The organism is Marinobacter flavimaris, from assembly GCF_002933295.1.
Lineage (GTDB): Bacteria > Pseudomonadota > Gammaproteobacteria > Pseudomonadales > Oleiphilaceae > Marinobacter > Marinobacter flavimaris.
In genome coordinates, this window is record NZ_PSSW01000004.1 from 61,021 (window position 1) to 76,917 (window position 15,897).

General features: G+C 58.7%; 17 protein-coding genes. 8 read left to right on the top strand and 9 right to left on the bottom strand.

The features are described 5' to 3' along the window. Positions 1-75: 75 nt before the first annotated feature. A complete protein-coding gene (gene gbdR / locus MDHKLMBL_RS08695; protein ID WP_008172402.1) occupies positions 76-1,200 on the top strand; it encodes a choline metabolism transcriptional regulator GbdR in 1,125 nt (374 codons plus the stop codon). Between the two features lie 8 nt (positions 1,201-1,208). Here the strand turns inward: gbdR and MDHKLMBL_RS08700 are convergent, their stop codons facing one another. The 6 genes from MDHKLMBL_RS08700 to MDHKLMBL_RS08725 all read right to left on the bottom strand — a co-directional run bounded on the left by MDHKLMBL_RS08700 (position 1,209) and on the right by MDHKLMBL_RS08725 (position 7,445). Continuing rightward, a complete protein-coding gene (locus MDHKLMBL_RS08700; protein ID WP_008172404.1) occupies positions 1,209-2,945 on the bottom strand; it encodes a formate--tetrahydrofolate ligase in 1,737 nt (578 codons plus the stop codon). After that, positions 2,942-3,856, bottom strand: coding sequence for a methylenetetrahydrofolate reductase (locus tag MDHKLMBL_RS08705; RefSeq protein ID WP_104270617.1), 915 nt, complete (start codon positions 3,854-3,856; stop codon positions 2,942-2,944). The genes MDHKLMBL_RS08700 and MDHKLMBL_RS08705 overlap by 4 nt, the downstream gene beginning before the upstream one ends. 66 nt (positions 3,857-3,922) lie before the next feature. Further along, positions 3,923-5,284 carry a glycine cleavage T C-terminal barrel domain-containing protein gene (locus tag MDHKLMBL_RS08710; protein ID WP_104270618.1) on the bottom strand — a complete coding sequence of 454 codons (1,362 nt, stop codon included), beginning with the start codon at positions 5,282-5,284 and terminating at the stop codon, positions 3,923-3,925. Positions 5,285-5,400: 116 nt separating this feature from the next. Further along, entirely contained in the window at positions 5,401-5,856 is a 456-nt protein-coding gene (locus MDHKLMBL_RS08715) for a DUF4112 domain-containing protein (protein ID WP_104270619.1), read from the bottom strand. A gap of 20 nt (positions 5,857-5,876) precedes the next feature. Continuing rightward, positions 5,877-6,524, bottom strand: coding sequence for a DsbA family oxidoreductase (locus tag MDHKLMBL_RS08720; RefSeq protein ID WP_104270620.1), 648 nt, complete (start codon positions 6,522-6,524; stop codon positions 5,877-5,879). Between the two features lie 57 nt (positions 6,525-6,581). Next, positions 6,582-7,445 (bottom strand): LysR substrate-binding domain-containing protein, encoded by an 864-nt coding sequence (locus MDHKLMBL_RS08725; protein WP_104270621.1) that lies wholly within the window; start codon positions 7,443-7,445, stop codon positions 6,582-6,584. 112 nt (positions 7,446-7,557) lie between these two features. Between MDHKLMBL_RS08725 and MDHKLMBL_RS08730 the strand changes: the two genes are divergently transcribed. The 3 genes from MDHKLMBL_RS08730 to tenA are packed head-to-tail and all read left to right on the top strand — an operon-like array spanning position 7,558 to position 9,424. Continuing rightward, the gene (locus MDHKLMBL_RS08730; RefSeq protein ID WP_104270622.1) at positions 7,558-8,460 is read left to right on the top strand and encodes a DMT family transporter; all 903 of its coding nucleotides are present in this window, start codon (positions 7,558-7,560) and stop codon (positions 8,458-8,460) included. Positions 8,461-8,518: 58 nt separating this feature from the next. Next, the gene (locus tag MDHKLMBL_RS08735; protein WP_008172415.1) at positions 8,519-8,731 is read left to right on the top strand and encodes a hypothetical protein; all 213 of its coding nucleotides are present in this window, start codon (positions 8,519-8,521) and stop codon (positions 8,729-8,731) included. Positions 8,732-8,755: 24 nt separating this feature from the next. After that, positions 8,756-9,424, top strand: a complete 669-nt coding sequence (tenA, locus tag MDHKLMBL_RS08740; protein WP_104270623.1) for a thiaminase II — start codon at positions 8,756-8,758, stop codon at positions 9,422-9,424. A gap of 40 nt (positions 9,425-9,464) precedes the next feature. On the opposite strand, the gene ybiA is transcribed toward tenA, so the two are convergent. Beyond that, positions 9,465-9,944, bottom strand: coding sequence for a riboflavin biosynthesis intermediates N-glycosidase (ybiA, locus tag MDHKLMBL_RS08745; RefSeq protein WP_104270624.1), 480 nt, complete (start codon positions 9,942-9,944; stop codon positions 9,465-9,467). A gap of 95 nt (positions 9,945-10,039) precedes the next feature. After that, entirely contained in the window at positions 10,040-10,732 is a 693-nt protein-coding gene (gene mtgA, locus MDHKLMBL_RS08750; RefSeq protein WP_104270625.1) for a monofunctional biosynthetic peptidoglycan transglycosylase, read from the bottom strand. 110 nt (positions 10,733-10,842) lie between these two features. On the opposite strand from mtgA, the gene MDHKLMBL_RS08755 reads away from it, so the two are divergent. From MDHKLMBL_RS08755 to MDHKLMBL_RS08770, 4 genes are all read left to right on the top strand, one after another. Continuing rightward, entirely contained in the window at positions 10,843-11,172 is a 330-nt protein-coding gene (locus MDHKLMBL_RS08755; RefSeq protein ID WP_082813960.1) for a 2OG-Fe(II) oxygenase, read from the top strand. Then, the gene (locus MDHKLMBL_RS08760; protein ID WP_039881948.1) at positions 11,169-12,386 is read left to right on the top strand and encodes a polyhydroxyalkanoate depolymerase; all 1,218 of its coding nucleotides are present in this window, start codon (positions 11,169-11,171) and stop codon (positions 12,384-12,386) included. Before MDHKLMBL_RS08755 ends, MDHKLMBL_RS08760 begins: the two co-directional genes overlap by 4 nt. A gap of 108 nt (positions 12,387-12,494) precedes the next feature. Continuing rightward, positions 12,495-13,238 carry a 3-oxoacyl-[acyl-carrier-protein] reductase gene (gene fabG, locus MDHKLMBL_RS08765; protein ID WP_053112845.1) on the top strand — a complete coding sequence of 248 codons (744 nt, stop codon included), beginning with the start codon at positions 12,495-12,497 and terminating at the stop codon, positions 13,236-13,238. 25 nt (positions 13,239-13,263) lie between these two features. Beyond that, the gene (locus MDHKLMBL_RS08770; protein WP_104270626.1) at positions 13,264-15,156 is read left to right on the top strand and encodes a PHA/PHB synthase family protein; all 1,893 of its coding nucleotides are present in this window, start codon (positions 13,264-13,266) and stop codon (positions 15,154-15,156) included. 9 nt (positions 15,157-15,165) lie between these two features. On the opposite strand, the gene MDHKLMBL_RS08775 is transcribed toward MDHKLMBL_RS08770, so the two are convergent. After that, positions 15,166-15,855, bottom strand: coding sequence for a transporter substrate-binding domain-containing protein (locus MDHKLMBL_RS08775; RefSeq protein WP_104270627.1), 690 nt, complete (start codon positions 15,853-15,855; stop codon positions 15,166-15,168). Between the last annotated feature and the right edge of the window lie 42 nt (positions 15,856-15,897).

Genomic DNA, 15,897 nt, shown 5'->3' on the forward strand with positions numbered 1-15,897 from the left:
GGTTGGGGTGGTCGGTACGGACATTCCGGGTATTGGCCGGCGCAACTGGCCCAGGCAGGGCAAAGGGGGTTGTTTATGACCACTGATACCGGTTCGCAAACAGACAAGCCCGTCCAGCAGCCCTATCGGGTCGGCTTCCTGCTGATCGACAACTTTACCCTGATTGCCCTTGCCACGGCGGTTGAACCTCTGCGAATGGCCAACCAGCTGGCAGGCACCGAACTCTATTCCTGGCAACTGCTTACGGCCGAGGGCGATTACGCCCGCGCCAGTGACGGCATCACCATGGTCCCGGATGCCTCCATTCAGGAAGCGCACAGCTTTGATCTGGTCATCGTGGTCGCCGGGATTGATGTCACCCGCAGTTTCTCACGCAAGGAAGCGCACTGGCTGAAACAGATGGCCCGGCAGCATGTCCTGCTGGGAGCGGTCTGTACCGGCCCCTATGTGCTGGCCAGTGCCGGTCTGCTCGACGGCTACGCCTGCAGTGCCCACTGGGAATGCCTGGAAGCCATGCAGGAAGACTTTCCCCGGGTTCAGACCAACAACCGCCTGTTTACGGTCGAGCGTGAACGCATGACCTGCACCGGAGGCACGGTGCCAATGCACATGATGCTCAGCTTCCTGGCACGGCGGCATGGCCAGGAGCTCAGCAATGCCATATCCCACATGTTTGTCTGCGACCGGGTCCGGGAGGAGAGTGAGCAACAGCCCATGCCCATGCATCCGGGCCTGGCCCGGGCGCAACCCAAGCTGGCGGAAGCTGCCCAGCTGATGGAATCCAATATCGAAGAGCCGATCGAACTGCAGGAACTGGCGACTCTGGCAGGCATTTCACGCCGGCAACTGGAGCGGCTGTTCCTGAAGCACATGGGGTGCACGCCGTCGCGCTATTACCTGAGAGTGCGGCTGAACCGGGCGCGCCGTCTGCTCAAGCAGACTTCCTGTTCGATCGTGGAAATTGCCTCCATGTGCGGTTTCGTTTCCGCCACCCACTTCAGCCGTTGTTATCGCAAGACCATGGGGCGCGCGCCCAAGTATGAACGGATGGAAGTCTTTACTCCGGCCAGGGCGGACGGCCTCCTGACCGACACCATGGCCAGTTTACCGTCTTCATCCCTGCAGGCCCTGAAGCGGGCCAGGACCGAGCCCACTTACGGAACCTTTGAGGATTCCCCGGGGCACACTGTCCCAAGTTAAACCCAGTCTCAGGTTAACCCCACCACCAGGCCATTTTCATCCAGCGCAATGTCCAGGGCAGCGGGGCGCCGTGGCAGCCCCGGCATGGTCATAATGTCACCACAGACCGCCACCACGAACCCGGCTCCGGCCGCCAGGCGCACTTCCCTCACCGGCAACATATGCCCGGACGGCGCGCCCTTCACCGACGAGTCCACCGAGAAGCTGTACTGGGTCTTGGCAATGCACACCGGCAGGTGGCCAAACCCCAGGCTCTCGTATTCCTCCAGCTGTCGTTTGGCGATCGTTGTGAACTCCACGCTTCCGGCATGGTAGATACGGGTAGCAATGGTGCGAATCTTTTCCGCCAGGGGCAGGCTGTCTTCATAGAGGAATTTCACCTCCGGTTTGCCCTCATCCATCTGGTCCAGCACCGCCTGGGCCAGCTCAGTGGCGCCTTCACCACCGGTTGCCCAGTGATCCGCGGGCACTGCCCGCACGCCCAGCTCCTCGCTGATGGACTGGACCAGCGCCATCTCCTCCTCAGTGTCATCCGGGAAACGGTTGATGCACACCACCGGGGTCAGGCCAAACTGCTGCAGATTGCGGATATGCCGCTCAAGGTTGGCCGCCCCTTTTCGCAGCGCCGCCAGGTCGGGAATCCCCAGTTGGCTGCGGGGAATACCGCCCTGCATTTTGAGAGCCCGAATGGTGCAGACCACTACGGCGGCATCCGGGCGCAATCCCGTGTGCCGGCACTTGATATCAATGAACTTTTCCGCGCCCAGATCGGCACCAAAGCCCGCCTCGGTAACCACCACGTCGTTCAGGGCCAGCGCAGCCCGGGTTGCGGTGACGGAATTGCACCCGTGGGCGATATTGGCAAAGGGCCCACCATGAATAAACACCGGATTGTGCTCCAGGCTCTGCACCAGGTTTGGCTGCAGGGCTTCTTTCAGCAGTACGGTGAGTGAACCCTCGACACCCAGATCACGAACGGTTACCGGCGACATGTCCGAGCGCCGTCCAACGATGATATTTCCCAGGCGCTGCTTCAGATCCGCCCGGCCATCCGCCAGGCAAAGGATGGCCATGATTTCCGATGACACCGTGATATCGAACCCGGTCTCACGGGGCACGCCATGTGCCGCTCCGCCCAGGCCACAGACCATGTTTCGCAGCGACCGGTCGGTTATATCCATGACTCTGCGCCAGCTTATGTAACGCGGATCCAGCCCGGCTTCATTGCCCCAGTGAATGTGATTATCGATCAGTGACGCCAGCAGGTTATGAGCACTGGTAATGGCGTGGAAGTCGCCGTTGAAATGCAGGTTGATGTCTTCCATCGGGATCACCTGAGCCCGGCCTCCGCCGGCAGCACCACCCTTCATGCCAAAGCAGGGCCCCAGGGACGGTTCCCGCAGACACACGGAGGAACGCACACCCAGCCGGTTGAAGCCATCATTCAGCCCTACACTGGTGGTGGTCTTACCTTCCCCCGCAGGGGTTGGCGTAATGGCCGTCACCAGTACCAGCTTGCCTCTGGGTGCCGAGTCGGACGTATCCACGTAGGCCATGTCCAGCTTTGCCTTGTAATGGCCAAAGGGCACCAGGCTCTCCGCCGGCAAACCGAAACGCTGCTGCGCCAACAGCAGGATAGACTGGGGCTGAACCGAACGGGCAATCTCGATATCCGGAGTGCCCGGCGGTGGAAACTCGGACGGCGCTGGCGTGTCGGGCGTCAGTTTACTGTACTGAAGACTCATGGCACTGCCTCCCTGTTGTTCTCGCAGGACCCACTGTGATCCCGAATCCATTGCGCTGACTGGCGCAGCCCTCCGAACGGAAACAGATGAATGCCCCGCAGCAACGTCTCCGGATTTTCCAGGCAGTACTGCACTAGCGCCCGGACCATATCGTCGGGTTTCCAGGCACCCAGCATCCGGGCACTGCCAGGGCGACGAAGCAGCATACGTGCGGATGCGCCTACCCCACACATAGCTGCATAAGCGATAAGCGTTTTAACCCGGGTTGGGCCCGCCATGCCGATATAGACAGGCACTTCTTCCAGAATATTGCCCAGCCCTTGCAGCCAGTCGATCACCACCTCAGCGTCGAAGGTGAACTGGGTGACCACCCAGAGCCTGGTAGCGGTCGTACGGGCGTATTCACGCTTGACGCTCAATGCCTGAGCCAGGGTTGCCCGATCCGCCATAGGATGGCCGTCCGGATGAGCCGCAACACCGATACCGTGGAACCGGAACTGGGCCAACAATCCCGATTCGAGCACGGCCAAAGTGTCGGGAAACGGGCCGGCCACGGCATCGCTGTCGCCCGCGATCAGCAGCAGACGGTCTACCCCGCTTTCATCTAATTGGGCCAACCAGTCCCGCAACTGCCCCCGGCTCTGGGCCATTCGGGCGGGCACATGCGGCACTGGCTGCATACCCAGATCCAGCAGACGGCGGGAGGCTTCCAGCGTGTCACTGAACTGCCCCTTTGGCAGGAAGGGCACGTAAACGCAGGTGCCCGCCGGCAGAAGATCCGGCAAATGTTCTGTCGTCAGGATCTGGCGGGGTGTGGCCTCGATGGATGCCGAGCGCACCAGATCACGAAACCGTGCTGCTGCCTCCTCATCGGGCCGATTGAACGGCTGTCTTTCGCTAACCAGTGTCATAAACCGCGTACCCCATTGCCAACGGTGTTTACCCGACAGCTGCTATCGCCGGTTCCCGCCGTTCGGTTAATCGGCGAAGTCGATCCCCTTGGCCCGGGCTCTTTCGCGGGCGTTGGGATTCACCGAGGGCCGGAAGGGCACTTCCACCACTTCCGCCTCCACAGCGGTTGAGCCATCCGCGGCAGCATATTCCACAGGAAGATGCACAGTCAGCCGCGTGCCGACAGCCCGAAGGTCAAACGGCACATACGCCAGCGCGATGTTGGTCTCAAGCTCCGGGGAGTACCAGGGGGAAGTAACATAGCCCTCCGGTTCGCCGCCGTCCGGGCCGCTGATCAGCCAGAAATCGTTGGAGTAGTCAGTCACCTTGCCGCCGCCAAAACGGATGCCCACCATGATGTGGCTGAAAGGCGGGCGACCGGCGTCCAATTGCTCACGGACCTGCTCAAGCTTTTGCTTGCCGATGTAATCCGCCTCCTTGTTGCGCGGCACCTGGTACGCCAGGTTGCACTGGAACGGCAGGGTTTCCTGATCCACATCCTGGCCCCAGGACAGAATGCCCGCAGCAATCCGGCGATGGTGGGCGGGCGCTATAACCCGAAGATTGTGCGGCTCGCCCGCGGCAAGCACCGTGTACCAGAGATCCTCGGCGTATTTGGTCGCATCCTTGAGGTAAATCTCATACCCCTTCTCTCCGGTAAAGCCGGTCTGGGAAACGATCACGTCGTGGCCGGCCACCTGGCCCTCCATCAAGCCATAGTAGGGAATGTCCCGAACGGCGTCGCCAAACAGGTCCGCCATCAGGGCTTCAGACTTGGGCCCCTGAATCTGCACGGGCGCCACATCGATTTCCGCAATGGTGACATTGAATCCCATGCCAACGTTTACGCCCCGCATCCACAGCTCAAGATCACTGTCGGAAAGCGAAAACCAGAACTCGTCCTCGGCGACCCGCAGCAGAACAGGATCATTGATAATGCCACCCTCCTCGTTGCAGAGGATGACGTACTTGCCACGCATGGGCTTGATCTTGGTCGCATCGCGGGTGATCACGTAATTCACGAACCGCTCGGCATCCGGGCCTTTGACTTGGATCTGACGCTCAACCGCCACGTTCCACATGGTGACGTCGTGGATCAGCGACTCGTATTCCAGCATGGCACCGCCGTCTTCCGGGCGGACATAACCCCGGGGGTGGTACATACGGTTGTAGACCGTCGCGCGCCAGCAGCCCGCCTCATAGGCCAGATGCCAGTACGGTGACTTGCGGACCCGTGTGGAAATCAGCATCTCCACCGGCGTGGGTCCAGATTGGCGCAGGTTGATGGGAACGCGTCGATCAGACTGGTCGACGCTGTCGGGCTGGCGTGCCGCACCGGCCCGTTGTTGTGGATAATCCAGAAGTGCTTGCTCGAATTTAACAGCCATTGCTATCTCCCCCTTCCCGGGTTGTCGATAGCCCTAATGTGGCCCTCTTTTAGCTTTTCGGAAGGAACCAATACGACACCGAGTCGACTAAAAACGTCAGAGTTACCGCAGCCGCTCTAAAGGATCAGCGACAAGCCACCGGTAACAACAGCGAACAGCACGGACAACCAGATCACGGTCATCCAGGGGAAAGGCGGCGGGGGTGGCTCAATCGCCAACTCTTTTTCCAGGTAGTTTCTCAGCAAGCGGGTGTTGCGGGTGTTGGCTTTGTATACCGCGTCAAAGCCATCACCTATCACAGGCAGCAGGCCACCGAGGAAATCAATGCCCATGTTGCGCAGCATGCGAAGCTTGACGTCCTTGCTGGCGCCCGCCCTCTGCGCTTCCACCAATACGTACCCGCCCAGTACCAGGCCCACGGCGTCCCCCACCACGGGCAACAGGCCAATCACTGCCTCCGCACCTATCTTTATATTGGTAAACGGGATAGCAATGTTGCTGTCGGTGAACCGGCTGAATTTATCCAGCCGCTCCAGAATGGCCTTCTGGCGGGCTTCGGAAGGTTTCGGCATTTCCTCTCCAGTTCAGGCGCTCACTCAGGCTTTGCGCCGATTTCCTCGAATGCCTGTACCAGGGTATCCGGTTCCTGGGCGCCGGAAATCAGGTACTTACCGTTCACGATGAACGCCGGCACGGCAGAAACGCCGGCCTGCTGGTAGGTCGCTTCGTCCTCCCGGACCACGTCGGCGAATTCATCTGAATCCAGAATTTGCTTAGCCTTGTCGCGATCCAGCCCAAGGCTCTCGACGCAGCCCAGTAACACGTTCGGGTCTGAAACATCCTCTGCCTTTCCGAAATAGGCCTCGAACAGCGCCTGCTTCATCTCCGTCTGCTTGCCCTGCTCAGCAGCCCACTTGACCAGCCGATGGGCATCGAAGGTGTTGCAGGTGAAACGCTCCTGCATTTTCTCAAAATTGAGGCCCAGATCCTTCGCAATCGTCATCATCTGGTTTTGGGTAGCGCGCATCTCATCCTCGCTCCGGCCGTACTTGCGGGCCAGAGCCGGCAGGATGGGCTCACCCTCACCCGTATGATCCGGGTTCAGTTCAAAGGCATGCCATTGGAGGCCAAATTCGTATTCAGACGCCAGCTGTTTCATGGCCTGCTCCAGGCGGGCGTAGCCAATGGCACACCAGGGGCAGGCGATGTCGGAAACAATGTCGATGTTGATCGTTTTCATGGCATATCCCGTTCATTGCATTTAGACACGATATCGTCAGCCTAACACGGGGACAGATCAGCCATCTCCCGCCAGATGCTCCCGGATCAGCTCCGCCATCTGCCGTGCAGGTTCAGTGGGGCGGCCCGATGGCCGGTGCAGAGCCATCTCGATGGATTGCAGGGCCGGCATACCGCTTCGCTCGTCCAGAACACGCAACTGGGGCGTGAGCATATCGCGGGTTACCGGTACCACCGCCAATCCGGCCACAACGACGGGCATCAGCCCCGTCATCGACTGACTTGAGTAGGCCAGTCGCCATTGCCGACCCGCAGAAAACAGCGCCTGCTCCGCCACCTCCCGGAACACATCGGCGCCCGGCGAGTAGAGCGCAAGAGGAATGGGATCTGTGAGGGATGGCTGTTTCTCGGCGCCGACCGCCCACACCAGTGGCTCCCGGCGAATCACTTCACCCCCGGGAGAGCGGGTCTGGCGTGTTACAACCGCCAGGTCCAGCTCACCGGCCTGCACCTGCTGCAAAAGCCTGACACTAGACCCGCAAATTACCTGTAACTGAACCGCCGGAAACAACTGGCTGAAATGGGAAAGAACGGAGGTAAGCAAAAACGCATAGTCTTCCGGGATACCCAGGCTCAACTGTCCTGAAACCTGCCGCTGCCGAAGCGAATCCAATGCCTCGTTGTTCAGGGCCAGCATCTTCCGGGCATAACCGATCAACTGCTCGCCCTCCGCGGTAAAGCGTATCCGCCGCCCTTCCCGCTCGTGAAGAGGCACCTCCAGCAGGGACTCCAGGCGATGCAGCTGCATGCTCACGGTTGACTGGGTATAAGCAAGCCGTTCGGCCGCTGCGGTCACCGTTCCGGTGTCGGCAATGGCCACCAGCGTTTGCAGCACGTTCAGATCAAGAATCCTGGGACGCAAACCATCAACTCCTGTGATGCTTTTTATCAAAAACCGTTGTTTTTGTGATCTTTAATCCGAGTATATCCTGCCACTGTCAGATCGCAACACACCGGCTAAAGGAGGACTGCCCATGAGGATTCTTAACGCGACCATCGGTCTGCCAAACGTCCTGAGCATCATCGCAGCTCTGGTTGCCGTGGTGCTTTGGGCCGTCGCACCTCTGCTGGTGGATGCAGCGCGCTCCATCCCTCCGTTTCAACTTACAACCATCGCCCTGATCAGTGGCGCACTGGCGGTGCTGCCCATGAGTTTCCGGGGCCGCGAAGCGCGTAAATCTGTGAAAGTGTCCTGGCAATGGAAATTGGTGATTTTCGGTCTTGTGCCTTTGCTGGTACTGGGGGCGGTCGGCGCGTATCTGGCCGGCCTGGGCATGGCGCCCACCGCAGAGGCGTCTCTGATCACCTATACCTGGCCGGTTATGTTTATCCTGATCAGCCAGTGGGCTTTCCATCGGCGGATCGCCCTCCCGGTTGTTGCAGGGGCACTGATTGCCTTTTCCGGGGCGGCTTTGCTGCTGGGCCCGGAGGCCCTGAGTAATGGTTTCTCAGGCAATCTGACTGGTTACGGCCTGGCTCTTCTGGCCGGGGGCTGCTGGGCCCTGTATTCGTGGATCTGCCAGGCAACACCTGTGGCGATCGCTCCGGTAATGCCCGGCCTGTTCCTTCTGGCAGGCGCCGGAGCAGCCGCCGCAGACACCGTATCCGGCTCGGCCCATGCGCTGCCTTCAGGAACCGCGCTGGCCGCTGGCGTCGCCCTGGGCCTGGGGCCATACGGACTGGCCATGGTGGCCTGGGATCTGGCCCTTCGGAAGGGGCCTACAGCCCTGGTGGGAAGCCTCGCCTATGCGGTGCCGGTACTGGCTGCTCTTTTCCTGGTACTGGCCGGGATTGCCGCGCCAGACTGGCGGCTTCCGCTGGCAGCGATACTCGTGGTTCTGGGTTCGCTGGTGGCATCCAGCCGTCGGCGGGCCTGAACCTGAAGACTTGCGTATACTCCTCCTGTGAAACTCAAATCGCACGAGGAGTATGCCAATGGCCGACGAAGACACGCTCACCGCCCTGAAAACCGCCTTTACCTTCATGCCCCAGCCGGTCGAGATCAACCGGTTTGAATACGGAGATGATGCTGACCGAATTCTCGCGCAGGTGAATTTTGTGCGGGAAGTACTGGTCAGTCACGGCATTGATCCGGAAGAAGTCGCCGGCGAAATCAACCCGGACTCGTCACCGAATTCCTGTTACTGAGTCGACCGTCCTCCAGGAGAAAGCATGCCTTATCAGTTCGAAGACCTGAAAAAGAGCTGTCAGACGGAATGGCAAGCCTATATTGAGCACAGCTTTGTGCAGCAACTGGGTAATGCGTCATTGGCGCCCGAAGCGTTCCAGCATTACCTCAAGCAGGACTACCTGTTCCTGATCCAGTTCGCGCGTGCCTTTGCTCTTGCAGCCTATAAAAGCCCGACACTGTCGGATCTCCGCCAGGCCAAGCAAGGTTTGCAGGCCATTGTGGATGTGGAGCTGGATTTGCACATCAGCTACTGCAAGGAATGGGGAATTTCCGAACAAGAGCTGGCCGAACTGCCGGAAGCCCGCGCCACACTCGCCTACACGCGCTATGTTCTGGATACCGGCAACCGTGGTGATCTGCTGGACCTCCACGTCGCCCTGTCGCCTTGCATGGTGGGTTACGGTGAAATCGCCAACTGGCTGAACAGCCGGGCGGAAACGATTCGGGGTGAGAACAACCCGTACGACGCCTGGATCGCCATGTACGAGAGCGACGAGTTCCAGGACGCAATGCAGGCAGAGATCAGCTGGCTCAATGAGCGACTGGCCGACGTCTCCCCTGCCCGCTTCAAGGAACTAACCCGGATTTTCAGCGACGCCACCCGGCTTGAGATTGATTTCTGGGAAATGGGCTTGAAGCAGAGCGATTAACCTGCGCTACCAGCGTTGCAGTTGGCGCGCAGGCTGGAGTTCAAGCCTGCGCCGCCCGCTCTTCCCGCAATCTGGCCCGCACATTCATCAACACTTTCCCGTACCGGTTTTCACCCCGCCGATCCCGGCCACAACCCCAGAAATAATCGAAATTGCTGTTTTCAACGATTTTCGTGTCGCCGGTATCCAGCAGAGCCTCCGCCAGCTCGGGGTGGGTTCGGCAACGCACGTAGATCCCCCGCGTCATAACGGTTTCGCGCACCTGTTTCCAATCCCGACGCAGGCTCTTGTGGCGCTTGCGCCCAAGCTTTCCTGCCTTGCCGGGCGTGTCGGCGTTGCGCACCTTTTCCTGGCGGTTGTCGTCAGTGAACTTCATTCCCTGGAAATAGTGTTCCACGGTTGGCCAGATCTTGCCTTCCAACTCGAAACTGTAGGGGGCATGGGTGCCCAGCGGGTTTTCCGGGTCGGTTCGTGACATGAACAGATCGTTCTCGCCGTTGTCGTCGGGGAAGAGAGACATTCGTGCAATCCTTTAAAAATAAGTGGTCCTGCAATACCCCTAGTATCAACGAGTCCGCGCCAGGGGTCACGCCAATAAATCTGCTCATCTGCAAACTAGAGATCTCGCAGGTATCCAGCACCCAGCTGTGCAATCTGGCCCCGAATCCAGGCCACTCGCTCCAACACATACGACGATGGCGAATTGACCCGCAGGACTTTCGGATTCGGGAGCACGGCCGCGAGCAGCGCGGCCTGGTACTCGGTAAGGTGACGGGCAGGCTTGCCGAAGTAGGCCTGGCTGGCGGCTTCAACGCCATAAATTCCGGGGCCAAACTCGGCAATATTCAGATAAACTTCCAGTACCCGCTGTTTTGACCAGAGGCCGTCTATTACAAGTGCCAACCCCGCCTCGATGGCCTTGCGAATGAAACTGCGACCGTTCCAGAGAAAGAGGTTCTTGGCCGTTTGCTGGGTGATGGTACTGGCTCCTCGAAGCCCGTCGCCGGCCCGGTACTCCGAGAGCGCCTGACGAACCGCCTCAAAATCCACGCCCACATGATGCGGGAATCGCTGATCCTCGCTGGCAACTACCGCCAGCGGCATCCAGTGAGAGATCTCGCGCATGGGCACCCATTCGTGGGCGATGGATTTGTTCGTGCCCTGAAGCTGATAACCCAGCATGAAGGCCGAGGTGGGTGGATTTACGAAACGGAACATCAGAACCACCAACAGGACCAGCACGATAGCGCCAGCGCATAGCAGCAAAAACCATCGCAAAAGCTTGCGACCACCTGATGCTCTGGCCATCAGTTCAAATCCTCATCTTTGTACGATCGAGTTCCCGGCCATAATTGACCAACGGGCCGCACAGCGCGCAAACTGCTGATAGCGATTCTGCAAGAGCGTATGCCACTACCATGCCTGCAAAAGTAAAAACCCGGATTCTCTTTCATTCCAGACGCCTGAATATATACCTGGTCCGATATCCAGAAGGCCACAAGGTAGGCCCGCACGTGGACATGGTCTCCGAGGGCCGGCTCTACAAACTCAATTGGGTTCTGGCCAAACCCAAGGCCGGTGGCGAATTCATTTGCGACAAGAACATTTTCAACCTTTTTGGAAGATTGTATCTGTTTCGCCCGGATCTCTATGAGCATCGGGTATCAAAGATCGAGCGCGGAAATCGATGGCTGTTGAGTTTTGCGTTGACTTCCGGACTCCATAACTCAAGCAGGACAGTATCATGATGTATTTTGCCCATGAAATGAGCCGCGCAGCGCTGATGCCCTTGCGTATCGCGACAGACGCACAGAGTAAACTGCTCAGACATCCCCTGAGCCCCTTATCCCGCTTACCGGGCGCTCGCAGCATTGCCTCCGCCTATGGCGTGTTTGGCGATTTGACCCGGCGCTACCCGAAACCGGCCTTCAATCTGCACTCAACAGTGTGCGATGGCGAAAAGGTGGACGTCAGTGAAGTCATCCTCCAGCGCAAACCCTTTGCCCAGCTCAAGCATTTCCAGCGCAGCGTATCGCGGCCTGATGACCCGAAACTCCTGATCGTTGCGCCGCTTTCCGGACACTTTGCCTCTCTGCTGCGGGGTACCGTCAAGGAAATGCTGCCAGACCACGACGTCTACATCACCGACTGGCGTGATGCCTGTCGTGTCCCCTTGTCGGCTGGCGACTTTGGGCTGGACGACTATATCGACTACGTTATCGATTTTATTGAACAGCTTGGGCCAGACACCCATGTATTGGCGGTTTGCCAGCCCGTCGTGCCGGTGCTCGCAGCCACCGCTCTCATGGCCGAAGATAAAAACCCGGCAACACCGCGCTCGCTGGCTCTCATGAGCGGCCCCATCGACGGACGTATTGATCCCACGGCACCCTGCGAACTGGCCACCAAACACAACCTGGCCTGGTTCCGACGCAACCTGGTTCACCCGGTACCCGCGCCCTATCCGGGGGCCATGCGGAAGGTTTATCCCGGCTTTCTGCAACTGACCGGATTCGTGAACATGAACTTCGACCGCCACATTGATGCCTACCGGGGCCTGTTCAAGTCCATGCGTGACAAGGAGGTCGAAAAGATCAGACGTCATCGTGAATTCTATGACGAATACCTCGCGGTCATGGATCTGCCGGCCACCTATTACCTGGACACCATCCAGCGTGTCTTCCAGGAGTTTCACCTTGCCCGGGGCTGCTTCATGCACCGGGGCCGAAAAGTGAATCCGGCGGCTATCGAAAAAACAGCACTGATGACGATTGAAGGCGAGAAAGACGACATTTCCAGCCCCGGGCAGACCCGGGCCGCCCATAAACTATGCGTGAATATCCCGGACGCCAGGCGTCTGCACCATCTGCAAGAGGGGGTTGGCCATTACGGTGTCTTCAATGGCAGCCAATGGCGCGAATCCATTGCGCCGCGGCTCAAGACATTCATCCGCGAAGCGTGACGGGTATCACATTTTCTTGTCGCGACTCAGGTGCTCTGCTAGCTTGAATGAGGTGATTAATAATAAGGAATAACAACCAGAGCGGGCTACCGCTCCAGGGAGGATTTCATGCAAGACCTCAAGGGCAAGGTCGCCCTCGTAACCGGTGCCTCACGCGGCATCGGTCGTCACATCGCACTTCAGCTTGCTCAACGCGGCGCCGATGTCGCCATCAACTACCGCTCACGTCAGCCTGAAGGCGACGAAGTTGCCAGGGAAATCGAGGCCACCGGCGTCCGGGCACTTGCCTTCAAAGCAGACCTCTCGAAGATGCCGGAAGCGCGGAGCCTGGTTCGTCAGGTTCAGGACGAGTGGGGCCGCATAGACATTCTGGTGAACAACGCCGGCATCACCAAAGACAAGTCCATGAAGAAGCTTACCGACGACGATTGGAACGACGTCCTGGATACCAACCTGGGCAGCGTCTACGCCACCTGCTCGGAAGTGTTGAAAATCATGATGGACCAGAAGTACGGCCGCATCATCAACATCACCTCATTCGTCGGGCAGGCCGGCAACTTCGGGCAAGCCAACTATGCGGCCAGCAAGGGCGGCATTATCGCGTTTACCAAGACCCTGGCACTGGAAATGGCCAAATACAACATTACGGTCAACGCCATTGCCCCGGGCTTCACGGAAACCGAAATGCTGGCCCAGGTCCCGGAGAATATCCGTGAACAGATCATTGCCAGGGTTCCCATGGGTCGGTTTGGCAAGCCGGAGGAAATTGCCCGCGCCGTGGTCTTCCTGGCCGCGGAAGGCGATTACATCACCGGCCAGCAGATCAACGTTAACGGCGGCGTTTACATGTAACACTTGAAAGACAGAAGGCGAAAAAATGGCTGATAAACCAATAAAAAAGCAATCAACGCCTGACTTCGAACCCAATGTGGTAAGCCGCTCTCTGGCACGAGTGGGTGTTCATGGTGGTCACCTGCTCAAGCGCTCCATAATGCGCCGTTTGCGCGGTGGCCCGCCGAATCCGGCCAGCGTCGGGAGCATGACCAAACCCTTTGTCACCCTGACCGGCAAGCTTGCAACCCAGCCAGACACGCTTCTGTTCGCGCAGATGCGACTGATCAAGGACACCAGTCTGTTCTGGTCTGGCCTGCTGGCCAGCGGTATTGGCAAGAAACCACTGACCGTAGCCGAACCGGAGCCCGGCGACGGCCGCTTCCGGGATCAGGCCTGGAACGACGTCATAGCCTTCAACGCCGTCAAGCAGGCCTATTTACTGTCAACTCGCTGGGTTATGGACACCATTGACGATGTCAGGGATCTGGACGATCACGATAAGCGGAAAGTCCGTTTTTTCGCCAGCCAGATGACCGATGCCCTCGCCCCAAGCAACTTCGTTCTGAGCAATCCGGAAGTGTTGCGCACAACCGTTAAGACACGGGGCAAGAACCTCCTGCGAGGCCTGGCAAACCTGCTGCGTGATCTGGACGAGGGAAAGGGCCCGATGCCTTTCCGCATGTCCGACCCGGACGCCTTTGAGGTGGGCGACAATCTGGCCAACACACCCGGCGACGTGGTGTTCCAGAACGATCTGATGCAACTCATCCAGTACCGGCCGACCACCGAGACAGTTCATCGCCGGCCTTTGCTGGTGATACCGCCCTGGATCAACAAGTACTACATCCTCGATCTTGGCGAGAAAAAATCCTTCATTCGTTATTGGGTGGAACAGGGCCACACCGTGTTTGTGGTTTCCTGGGTAAATCCCGGGCCAGAGCTGGCACACAAGACCTTTGAGGACTACATGCTCGAAGGTCCGGTCGCCGCCATGGATGCCATCGAGCAGGCGACGGGTGAGCGGGAAATCAATACCGTCGGCTACTGCATCGGCGGCACTCTGCTTGGTTGCACGCTCGCCTGGCTGGCCGCTCGCGGGGATGATCGCGTAAAAAGTGCGACGTTTCTCAACAGCATGATGGATTTCTCGGAAGTCGGCGATCTCGAAGTGTTCATCGACGAGGACTCTATTGCCAAAATCGAGAAGGCCATGAACAAACAGGGCTATCTTGAAGGCGCTTCCATGGCAACGGCCTTCAACATGCTGCGGGCCAACAGTCTGATATGGTCTTTTTTCGTCAATAATTACCTTCTCGGCCGCGACACGGCGCCCTTTGACCTGTTGTACTGGAACTCGGACGCCACCCGCATGCCAGCGGCCATGCACAGCTTTTACCTCCGCAATATGTACCTGAACAACCGGCTGCGTGAGCCCGGGGGTATTACACTGGCGGGTACTCCGATCGATTTGAGAAAGGTAAAGGCCCCCGCCTACTTTGCATCTGCGATTGAAGACCACATCGCACCCTGGATCTCCTGCTACAAAGGCGCACGTAACCTGGGCGGCCCGTTGCGTTTTGTCCTCGGCGGTTCAGGGCACATCGCCGGCATCATCAATCCACCCGAGAAGAAGAAGTACGGCTATCGCCTCAACGAAGACAACCCGGCCAATCCAGAGGAATGGCTGAAAGGTGCCGAGCAGTTCGAAGGTTCCTGGTGGCCGGATTGGGTGGCTTGGGCCGAGCAGTTCGGTGGCGGTGAGGTTAAGGCTCGCATTCCGGGAGAGGGCAATCTGCCGGTGATTGAACCGGCGCCCGGGGCTTACTTGCGCAACGAGCCGGCACCTCCAACCCCAATAGTCAGAAAACCAAGGCAACCGTCGAGAAGGAAAACGGCTTCCGGTAAACAGAAAGTGAGGTCTCCCGAGGGCGCCTGAGTCGGCGCTCTACTTCAGTTCGGATACCAGATCGCCGTTCCGACAGTTTTCAATCGCGCCTTTAATTCGGTTCATATCTGCCGTCGCTAGCGTGTCCCGAGACATATAGAGAGAGACAGGCAGCGTGCCCGCGGGCTGTTCGAAGACATTCACCACCTCCGGGCCGAACAGATCCCCGACAAGAAGGGCGGGCAGAACGATGGCATCCAGGCGGTCGTAGTGAAGCATGGCGACCAACTGCATCCAGTCCGTCACCTCTTCGATTCTCGGGTTTTTGTCGGTAATGAACTGTTCACCAACAAAGCTCCGAGGCAGCCCATATTTAAGGCCCGAGGTTTCAGATATCGGCGGAAGTTGACGATTCGAAACAAAAACATAGTCCGCCGAAAACAACTCACCGGCGAACTCGCCGATTCTGTCCCGACGCTCACTCTGGGCAAGGGGCAGAACCATCGAGACTTCTCCCGAGTGCAAATACCCCAGGCCTCTTTTCAGAGGCACCTGAATATACTGGGGCTGGATGTCAGCGCGATCAAAGACACATTCGTAGAGCGGCGCCAGGGACCCATGGAGCTTGCCATCGGAGTACCCGATCACGCCCTTCAATCCTTCACCAACGGCGACAGGAACCGAAGCGGCCGCAAGTTTCGAAAAGAGAACCAGCAGGCCAATGACGATTGGAAAGGTTAAATAATGCATCGCTCCGCTCCATGAGGCTGCACGCTTTCACTTTATACGCAC

Bases quoted from the DNA above. Each gene is read 5' to 3' on its own strand.
- gbdR (WP_008172402.1), top strand. From the start codon at position 76: ATGACCACTGATACCGGTTCGCAAACAGACAAGCCCGTCCAGCAGCCC.
- MDHKLMBL_RS08700 (WP_008172404.1), bottom strand. From the start codon at position 2,945: ATGAGTCTTCAGTACAGTAAACTGACGCCCGACACGCCAGCGCCGTCC.
- MDHKLMBL_RS08705 (WP_104270617.1), bottom strand. From the start codon at position 3,856: ATGACACTGGTTAGCGAAAGACAGCCGTTCAATCGGCCCGATGAGGAG.
- MDHKLMBL_RS08710 (WP_104270618.1), bottom strand. From the start codon at position 5,284: ATGGCTGTTAAATTCGAGCAAGCACTTCTGGATTATCCACAACAACGG.
- MDHKLMBL_RS08715 (WP_104270619.1), bottom strand. From the start codon at position 5,856: ATGCCGAAACCTTCCGAAGCCCGCCAGAAGGCCATTCTGGAGCGGCTG.
- MDHKLMBL_RS08720 (WP_104270620.1), bottom strand. From the start codon at position 6,524: ATGAAAACGATCAACATCGACATTGTTTCCGACATCGCCTGCCCCTGG.
- MDHKLMBL_RS08730 (WP_104270622.1), top strand. From the start codon at position 7,558: ATGAGGATTCTTAACGCGACCATCGGTCTGCCAAACGTCCTGAGCATC.
- MDHKLMBL_RS08735 (WP_008172415.1), top strand. From the start codon at position 8,519: ATGGCCGACGAAGACACGCTCACCGCCCTGAAAACCGCCTTTACCTTC.
- tenA (WP_104270623.1), top strand. From the start codon at position 8,756: ATGCCTTATCAGTTCGAAGACCTGAAAAAGAGCTGTCAGACGGAATGG.
- ybiA (WP_104270624.1), bottom strand. From the start codon at position 9,944: ATGTCTCTCTTCCCCGACGACAACGGCGAGAACGATCTGTTCATGTCA.
- mtgA (WP_104270625.1), bottom strand. From the start codon at position 10,732: ATGGCCAGAGCATCAGGTGGTCGCAAGCTTTTGCGATGGTTTTTGCTG.
- MDHKLMBL_RS08755 (WP_082813960.1), top strand. From the start codon at position 10,843: ATGCCTGCAAAAGTAAAAACCCGGATTCTCTTTCATTCCAGACGCCTG.
- MDHKLMBL_RS08760 (WP_039881948.1), top strand. From the start codon at position 11,169: ATGATGTATTTTGCCCATGAAATGAGCCGCGCAGCGCTGATGCCCTTG.
- fabG (WP_053112845.1), top strand. From the start codon at position 12,495: ATGCAAGACCTCAAGGGCAAGGTCGCCCTCGTAACCGGTGCCTCACGC.
- MDHKLMBL_RS08770 (WP_104270626.1), top strand. From the start codon at position 13,264: ATGGCTGATAAACCAATAAAAAAGCAATCAACGCCTGACTTCGAACCC.
- MDHKLMBL_RS08775 (WP_104270627.1), bottom strand. From the start codon at position 15,855: ATGCATTATTTAACCTTTCCAATCGTCATTGGCCTGCTGGTTCTCTTT.